Here is an 8,080-nt window from a genome sequence, read left to right as displayed (position 1 = left end):
CGCCTCGCCCCGGCGCACCGATCCGCCAGAGGCGCGGCGCGACGCCGACAGCCTGTTCTTCTGACGACCTAGCTCAGGCGGGCGCAGGCGTGGATCAGCTTCTCCACGTCGTCCTCGCTCTGATACAGGCTGAAGCCGAAGCGGATCACGTCGTCGCGCACGTCGGCGATGACGTTCATCTCCTGCAGCGCCGCCTTCCAGCGCGGGGCGTCGGCGTGGCGCAGGGCCAAGAAGCGGGCGCGCGGCGCCGTCCCCTCGACGGGGTTCAGGATCTCGGCCCCGGCCAGCGCCCCGGCTTCGTCCGACTGGATCGCCGTCTGGAACCGGGCCTGAAGGCCGCGCGCGTGCTCGGCGATGGTCGCCGTGGTCAGGCCGTGCTGGTCCAGCATCCGGCGCACGGCGTTGAAGCGGTACAGGGCGCTGGCGTCGAAGGTGGCGCCCCAGAAGCGGCCGCCGTCGGTGCGGTACTGAACCCCGCCGGGCGGGCCTTCTAGGTGGCCGAACTCGGCGAACCAGCCGGTCACGACCGGGCGCGGGCCGAAGCCGGGCGGGGCGTGCAGGAAGCAGGCGCCTTCGCCGGCCATCGCATACTTATACCCCCCGGCCAGATAGAAGATCTTGTCCGCCACGGCCGACAGATCGGTCGGCGTGGCCATGAAGCCGTGGTAGCCGTCGACCACCACCCACGGTCCCGCCGGGTCGGCCAGTTCCGCCAGTTCGGCGATGCGCTCGAACAGCCCGCCGGTGCGGAAGAAGACCTGGCTGACGAAGATCAGGTCGTGCCCGCCCGCCCTGGCCGCGGCGACGAAGCGGTCGGCGAAGGTCTCGAACGGAGCCAGGGGCACGCGGGTGACGACGGCCTGTCCCGCCTCCTCCCAGCGTTCCGACTGGCGGCGGAAGGAGTGGAACTCGCCGTCGGTGGCCAGGATGCGTACCGGCGCCTTGTCGACCGCCGAGACGATGCGCAGCAGAATCTCATGCGTATTGGGCGCGAAGATCAGGCTGTCGGGCGAGGGCAGGCCCAGTTCCTTAGCGACATGCGCTTGCGCCTCCGGGATGACCTCTCCGAACACCAGATCCCATTTGCGGTCGGCGAAGCGGTTGGCCTCGGCCCAGGCCTGGACCTGGCCGTCGAAGCTGACGTCGGGCCACAGGTGGTGGCTGTGAGCGGCGAAATGCAGGCGTTCCGGATCGAGGCCTAGCGCGCGCGAGAACAGGGGCTTGTAGTTCATGGTCCGACCTTACCCGGATCAGCGGGCGGCCCAACAGAAAAGACGGATGAGCGGTAAGGAAAGGCGCGGCCAAAGAAAAAGGCGGGCCGCTTTCGCGAACCCGCCTCTCTCAAGTCGGTCTTTGGCGCTCAAGCAGCGAGCGACCGCGCCGCGCGCGTTAGCGCGCCTTAGATCAAACTACCGTGGCAGTGCTTGAACTTGCGGCCCGAGCCGCAGGGGCAGTCGGCGTTGCGGCTGGTGCGCTCCCAACCGACGGGCAGGGCCTCGACCGGCAGCTTGGAGCGGTCGTCGCCGGTCAGCTGGCCTTCCGGGTTCTGGGCCATCGGGTTCAGCATCTCGTTCTCGCCGGTGCCGGGGTTCAGGTGGATTTCCTGGAACTCGGGCATTTCCATCGGCGGCGGCGCCTGGAACTGGAACTCGACCGTCATCAGCCAGCGCGTGACGTTGTGGCGCAGGTCGTGCAGCAGCGTCTCGAACAGGTTGAAGGCTTCGGTCTTGTATTCGTTCAGCGGGTCGCGCTGGCCGTAGCCGCGCAGGCCGATGACGCCGCGCAGGTGGTCCAGATGGACCAGGTGCTCGCGCCACTGCATGTCGATCATCTGCAGCATGAACTGCTTTTCGAGGCCGCGCGTCTGGTCGGCGCCGATCAGTTCGAGGCGTTCGGCGGCGCGCACGTCGGCGGCCGCGACGATGCGCTCCTCGATCTCCTCGTTGGAGACGCCTTCCTCGGCGGCCCAGTCATGCAGCGGCAGTTCGAGGCCGAGGGTGGACTTCACCTTCTCGTCCAGGCCGTCGATGTCCCACTGCTCGGCATAGGCCTTGGGCGGCATATAGCGTTCGACCAGGTCGTTGATCGCGTCGTTGCGGAAGTCGGCGACCAGCTCCGACAAGTCTTCGGAGTCCATGAACTCCTGACGCTGTTCGAACACGGCCTTGCGCTGGTCGTTCACGACGTCGTCGTACTTCAGCACGTTCTTGCGCATGTCGTAGTTGCGGGCTTCGACGCGCTTCTGGGCAGTCTCGACGGCGCGGTTCAGCCAGGGGTGGCTGATGGCCTCGCCCTCGGCCACGCCGAAGGATTTCATGATGGCGTCCAGACGGTCGCCGGCGAAGATGCGCAGCAGGTCGTCTTCGCACGACAGGTAGAATTTCGAGGTGCCGGGGTCGCCTTGACGGCCGGTGCGGCCGCGCAGCTGGTTGTCGATGCGGCGGCTTTCGTGGCGCTCGGTGCCCAGGACGAACAGGCCGCCGGCGGCCATGGCCTGTTCCTTGGCGGCGGCGATCTCGGCCTTGAACTCGGCTTCCTTGGCTGCAAGGTCTTCCGGCGTCACGGCGACGGCCATGTTGCGCTGTTCCTGGCTCCAGCGCTGCAGGCGCATCTCCAGGTTGCCGCCCAGCTGGATGTCGGTGCCGCGGCCGGCCATGTTGGTGGCGATCGTCACCGCGCCCGGCAGACCGGCGTCGGCGACGATGTAGGCTTCCTGCTCGTGCTGGCGCGCGTTCAGGACGTTGTGCGGAATGCCGCGGCCGGTGGCGTAGTCGATGTCATAGGCGGCGTCGCCGACCTTCTGCGCTTCCTTCTCGCGGCCCGCGTATTCGGGCTTGAGGGTGCGCGAACGCTCGACCTTGTAGCTGTAGGTCTTCAGGACTTCGGACAGCTCTTCGGAGTTCTCGATCGAGACGGTGCCGACCAGGATCGGCTGGCCGCGAACGTGGCATTCCGCGATCTGGGCGGCGATGGCGGCGTTCTTTTCCTTGAAGGTGCGATAGACCTCGTCGTCGTAATCCTTGCGCTGGATCGGACGGTTGGTCGGCACTTCCAGGACGTCCATCTTGTAGATGTCGAGGAATTCCTGGGCCTCGGTGGCGGCCGTGCCGGTCATGCCGGACAGCTTCTCGTAGAGGCGGAAATAGTTCTGGATCGTCACCGAGGCCAGGGTCTGGTTCTCGGGCATGATCTTGACGTCTTCCTTGGCCTCGATGGCCTGGTGAAGACCTTCGGACAGGCGACGGCCCGTCATCATGCGGCCGGTGTATTCATCGATCAGGACGATCTCGCCGTCCTTGATGATGTAGTCCTTGTCGCGCGTGTAGAGCGTGTTGGCGCGCAGGGCCTGGTTGGTGTGGTGGACCAGGCTGACGTTGGCCGGGTCGTACAGGTCGACGGTGTCCTCGGCGAAGTGGCCGGCGTCCTGAAGCATCTGCTCCATCCGCTCCGAGCCCAGCTCGGTCAGCAGGGCCTGACGCTGCTTCTCGTCGAGGTCGTAGGTGTCCTTGTCCTTGACCAGTTCCTTCACCAGGGCGTCCAGCACCTTGTAGAGGTCCGAACGGTCCTCGGTCGGGCCCGAGATGATTAGCGGCGTGCGCGCCTCGTCGATCAGGATGGAGTCGACTTCATCGACGATGGCGAAGTGGTGGCCGCGCTGCACCATCTCGCGACGGTCGTAGACCAGATTGTCGCGCAGATAGTCGAAGCCGAATTCGTTGTTGGTGCCGTAGGTGATGTCGGCGTTGTAGGCCATCTGGCGCTGGCCCTGCGACAGGCCGTTGACGATGACCCCGACCTCAAGGCCCAGGAAGCGATAGACGCGGCCCATCTGCTCTGCGTCGCGGCGGGCCAGATAGTCGTTGACGGTGACGACGTGGACGCCCTTGCCGGCCAGGGCGTTCAGATAGACTGGGGCCACGGCGACCAGGGTCTTGCCTTCGCCGGTGCGCATTTCGGCGATGCCGCCTTCATGCAGGATCATGCCGCCGGTCATCTGCACGTCGTACTGACGCTGGCCCAGCACGCGCTTGGAGGCTTCGCGCACGACGGCGAAGGCTTCGTTTTGCAGCTTGTCCAGGCTCTCGCCGGCTTCGATGCGATCCTTGAACGTCTGCGTCATCATGCGCAGTTCGTCGTCCGAGAAGGCCTCGAACTTGGATTCCAGGGCGTTGATCTTCTGGACCTGGCCCATGAAGGCCTTGACCTTGCGGTCGTTGGAGGAACCGAGAAATTTCTTGGCGAAGCCGAGCATGGGCGATCCGGGTCAGGCGGTCGAGCGGCTGAAGGCTCTGAGAAAGACAGTTTCACCCGGTCGGAGGGCCGCGATCACGCCGGCCCCGGGCCTTCCCTGCAGATGAGGGCGCGCGAAGGGCCGCGCAGACGATCGAAAACCCCTCGACTTGGGCGCAGGCGGGACTTAAGCACCGCCCTTATCCCTGTCAACGCGAGGGCCTTTTTAAGGCGGCGTGTTTCAGGCGCGAATGTCCGTTTCGACGGCCTGTCCACAGACCCTTGCCCGGAGCGTCCGATGCGAGCGCGACGTCCCCTCCACAGCCTGTTTCTGGTCGTCGTCGCCGGTTTGGCGCTGGGCGTGGCCGCCTGCGGGCGCGGCGGCGACGAGGCCGCGCCGGAAAAGAACGACCGCGTCGTGGCCAGGGTCAACGATCGCGCCGTCTGGGCCTCAGACGTGCGCCGCGAGGCGGTGGCGCAGGGGTTGATCGGCGAGGACGATCCCCTGGACGCCTCGTCCGAGCTGTTCCGCCGGGTGATGGACGAGGTGGTCGACCAGAAGCTGCTGGCCGCCGAGGCCGAACGTCGCGGCCTCGATTCCAGCCCCGCCGCCCAGCGCCGCCTGCAGGCCGTGCGCGAACGCATCCTGGGCGACATGCTGGTCGAGAAGGTGGTGTCCGGCGCCGTCTCCGAACAGGCGGTCGAACGCCTCTACGCCGAGCAGCAGCGGCTGGCCCGCGCGACCGAAGAGGTGCGGGTGCGCCTGATTCTGGCGCCGACCAAGGAACAGGCCGACGCCGTCCTGGGCGTCCTGGGCCAGGGGGCGGCCTTCGAGGCCGTCGCCGCCCAACGCTCGATCGACGACGCCACCCGCTATTCCGGGGGCGACCTGGGCTATTCGACGCTGGACGTCCTGCCCGGTCCCTACGCCGCCGCCCTGCAGGGCCAGACGCCGGGCGCGGTCGTCGGCCCCATCCAGACCGAGACCGGCTGGGCCGTGCTCAAGGTCGAGGATCGCCGCGTCGAAACTCCGCCGACTCTGGAGCAGGCGCGGCCGCAGATCGTGCGCTACCTGACCTATGAAGGCGTCCGCCAGCTGCTTGAACAGCTTCGCGGCCAAGCCGAGGTCGAGATCTCCCTGGACGAGGCCAAGACGGCTCCGCCTTCAGCCCCCGTTGAGTCCGCAGCTCCGCCTGCGGCCCAGAAAACCTCCGCTTCTCCCGCCGGAAACGCCTCATGAGCCAGCCGCCCTCCAAGTCCGCCTCGACCGGCAAGAAGATCGAAACCGCCATCGAGAAGGCGCTGGACCCGCTGGCCTCGGCGCTGAAGCGCGCGACGCAATCGGCCACCCAGGCGGTCGCCGCCTCGCCCGGCAAGCCGGGCCTGATGATCTCGCCCCTGGCCGTGCCTTTCCCAGCCATTCCGCCGATCGGCGGGGTCGAGATCGCGACGGCGCGCGCGGGCTTCTACAAGCATGAGCGCGACGATCTGGTGGTCTTCCGCTTCCCCGAGGGCGCGTCCTGCGCGGGCGTCTTCACCCGGCACAAGGTCGGCTCGGCGCCGGTTGACTGGTGTAAGCGTCATCTGGACGCGGACAAGGGCGGCGAGGGGGTCAAGGCCCTGGTCGTCAACGCCGGATGCGCCAACGCCTTCACCGGCAAGGCCGGGGCCGACGCCGCGCGCCGCACGGCCTCCGAGGTCGCCAAACGCTTCGACTGTCGCCAGCGCGACGTCATGCTGGCCTCGACCGGCGTTATCGGCGTGGTGCTGGACGACAAAAAGATCACCGCCCGCCTGCCCGAGGTCGAAGCCGGTCTGAAGGCTGACGCCTGGGCGCAGGCCGGTCTGGGCATTATGACCACGGACACCTTCCCCAAGGGCGCCTACGCCGAATGCGAGATCGAGGGCGTCAAGGTCCGCATCGCCGGCATCGCCAAGGGCTCGGGCATGATCGCGCCGGACATGGCGACGATGCTGGCCTTCATCGTCACCGACGCCGACATCGCCCCGCCGGTGCTGAAGGCCCTGCTGAACCTGCACGTCCGCACCACCTTCAACTCGGTGACGGTGGACGGCGACACCTCGACCAACGACACGGCGCTGCTGTTCGCCACGGGCGCGTCCGGCGCGCCGCGCATCGGCCGCGTCGGCGACCGTCGGCTGAAGGAATTCTCGGCGGCGCTGGACGCCGTCATGCTCGACCTGGCGCACCAGCTGGTGAAGGACGGCGAGGGCGCGACCAAGTTCGTCAAGGTGACGGTCGAGGGCGCCGCCAGCCCCGCCTCGGCGCGCAAACTGGCCAAGTCGATCGCCGACAGCCCGCTGGTGAAGACCGCCATCGCGGGCGAGGACGCCAACTGGGGCCGCATCGTCATGGCCGTGGGCAAGACGGAGGAGGCGGTGGACCGCGACCGTCTGGCCATCCGCTTCGGTCCGCACGTCGCCGCCGTCGACGGCGCCCCCTCGCCGACCTACGACGAGGCGGTCATGAGCGCCTATATGAAGAACGCCGAGATCGACATCACCGTCCACGTCGCCTCGGGCCGGGCTTCGGCCACCGTCTGGACCTGCGATCTGACCAAACGCTACATTGAGATCAACGGGGACTACCGCTCTTGAGCAAGACGCCCGAAGTTCCCACCGTCCTGGTCGTCGCCGTCGCCCTGATCGACCCGGACGGCCGCGTGCTGATCGCCAAACGGCCCGAGGGCAAGCAGCTGGCGGGCCTGTGGGAATTCCCCGGCGGCAAGGTCGAGCCGGGCGAGCGGCCTGAACAGGCCCTGATCCGTGAGCTGAAGGAAGAACTGGGCATCGACGTGAAGGAGGCCTGCCTGGCCCCCTTCGTGTTTACCAGTCACGCTTACGAATCCTTTCATCTGTTGATGCCACTCTACCTGTGCCGGCGCTGGTCCGGCGTGGTCGAGGCGCGCGAACACGCGGGCCTAGCCTGGGTGAAGCCGGACAAGCTGTCGGCCTATCCCATGCCTCCGGCCGACGAACCGCTGATCGCCTGGCTGCGCGATCTGCTCTGACAGGCCGACGACAGAGGAGGGCCGGGCGTGAAGGGTTTCATCTGCCGGTTCCACCGCGACGAAGGCGGCGCCACGGCCATTGAATACGGCCTGATCTGCGGCCTGATCTTCCTGGTCATCATCGCCGCCGTCAGCGCCTTCGCAGCGCGCTCCACGGCCATGTACGACTACATCTCCACGACCATCAGCGGCGCTATCGGCGGAGCCTAGATCCAGGGAAGAGCGGGGCTCAGCCCTCTTCCCCGGTCTGCTCCCTGACGCCCAGCGCATCGGCCAGCCGCGTCTTGGCCGAGCCGCGTTTGGCGGGCTTCTGCTGGCTCTCGTGCGGCGCCCATCCGGCCAGGTGAACCATCTCGAAGGTGGCGGGGATGCGCCCGTCCGCCTCGGCGTGGCGCTCGGCGTAGAGCTGGGCCGCGCGGGCCAGCACGGCGCGGCTAAGCGGCCGGATCGGCCCGGCCAGCACATTGGTCTCGCCCATCGCCCGCAGGTCGCGCATCAGGGCGAAGGGATCGCCATAGCGCACCGTCACCCGGTCCACGTCCGTCACCGGCAGGGCGAACCCGGCCCGTTGCAGCAGGGCCGCCCCGTCGAAGCCGTCGGCGAAGGGCGAGACGCGCGCTTGGGCGCCGCCGTTGACCTCCAGCTCAGCCTCGGTCAGCACCCCGCGCAGCTCCTTCAGCGTCGCGGCGCCGAACAGGCTGGCGACGAACAGGCCGTCGGGCTTCAGCGCGCGGCGAATCTGGCTCAGGGCGCCGGGCAGGTCGTTGGCCCAGTGCAGGCCCAGCAGGTTGACGATCAGATCGGCCGACCCGTCCCCC

7 protein-coding genes are annotated in these 8,080 nt (G+C 67.8%); 4 read left to right on the top strand and 3 right to left on the bottom strand.

The window, feature by feature from the left end; translation table 11 throughout:
- Positions 1–68: 68 nt before the first annotated feature.
- The gene (locus BDIM_RS03460) at positions 69–1,232 is read right to left on the bottom strand and encodes an aminotransferase class V-fold PLP-dependent enzyme (protein WP_003164187.1); all 1,164 of its coding nucleotides are present in this window, start codon (positions 1,230–1,232) and stop codon (positions 69–71) included.
- 167 nt (positions 1,233–1,399) lie between these two features.
- A complete protein-coding gene (gene secA, locus BDIM_RS03455) occupies positions 1,400–4,252 on the bottom strand; it encodes a preprotein translocase subunit SecA (RefSeq protein WP_003164186.1) in 2,853 nt (950 codons plus the stop codon).
- Positions 4,253–4,528: 276 nt separating this feature from the next.
- Here secA and BDIM_RS03450 point away from each other — a divergent pair, with 276 nt between their 5' ends.
- From BDIM_RS03450 to BDIM_RS03435, 4 genes are read left to right on the top strand one after another with little or no spacing between them, the layout of a single operon-like run.
- Positions 4,529–5,470: a peptidylprolyl isomerase gene (locus BDIM_RS03450; RefSeq protein ID WP_003164185.1), complete on the top strand. Its 942-nt coding sequence runs from the start codon at positions 4,529–4,531 to the stop codon at positions 5,468–5,470.
- A complete protein-coding gene (argJ, locus tag BDIM_RS03445) occupies positions 5,467–6,849 on the top strand; it encodes a bifunctional glutamate N-acetyltransferase/amino-acid acetyltransferase ArgJ (protein ID WP_040344669.1) in 1,383 nt (460 codons plus the stop codon). Before BDIM_RS03450 ends, argJ begins: the two co-directional genes overlap by 4 nt.
- Positions 6,846–7,262, top strand: coding sequence for a (deoxy)nucleoside triphosphate pyrophosphohydrolase (locus tag BDIM_RS03440; protein ID WP_003164182.1), 417 nt, complete (start codon positions 6,846–6,848; stop codon positions 7,260–7,262). The genes argJ and BDIM_RS03440 overlap by 4 nt, the downstream gene beginning before the upstream one ends.
- 27 nt (positions 7,263–7,289) lie before the next feature.
- A complete protein-coding gene (locus BDIM_RS03435; RefSeq protein ID WP_003164181.1) occupies positions 7,290–7,472 on the top strand; it encodes a Flp family type IVb pilin in 183 nt (60 codons plus the stop codon).
- A gap of 19 nt (positions 7,473–7,491) precedes the next feature.
- On the opposite strand, the gene BDIM_RS03430 is transcribed toward BDIM_RS03435, so the two are convergent.
- The coding region (locus BDIM_RS03430) for a methyltransferase domain-containing protein (protein WP_040344668.1) at positions 7,492–8,080 on the bottom strand (589 nt) is incomplete at its 5' end.

The sequence above is a fragment of the Brevundimonas diminuta ATCC 11568 genome (assembly GCF_000204035.1).
Taxonomy (GTDB): Bacteria; Pseudomonadota; Alphaproteobacteria; order Caulobacterales; family Caulobacteraceae; genus Brevundimonas; species Brevundimonas diminuta.
This window is presented reverse-complemented; position numbering and strand designations above follow the sequence as displayed.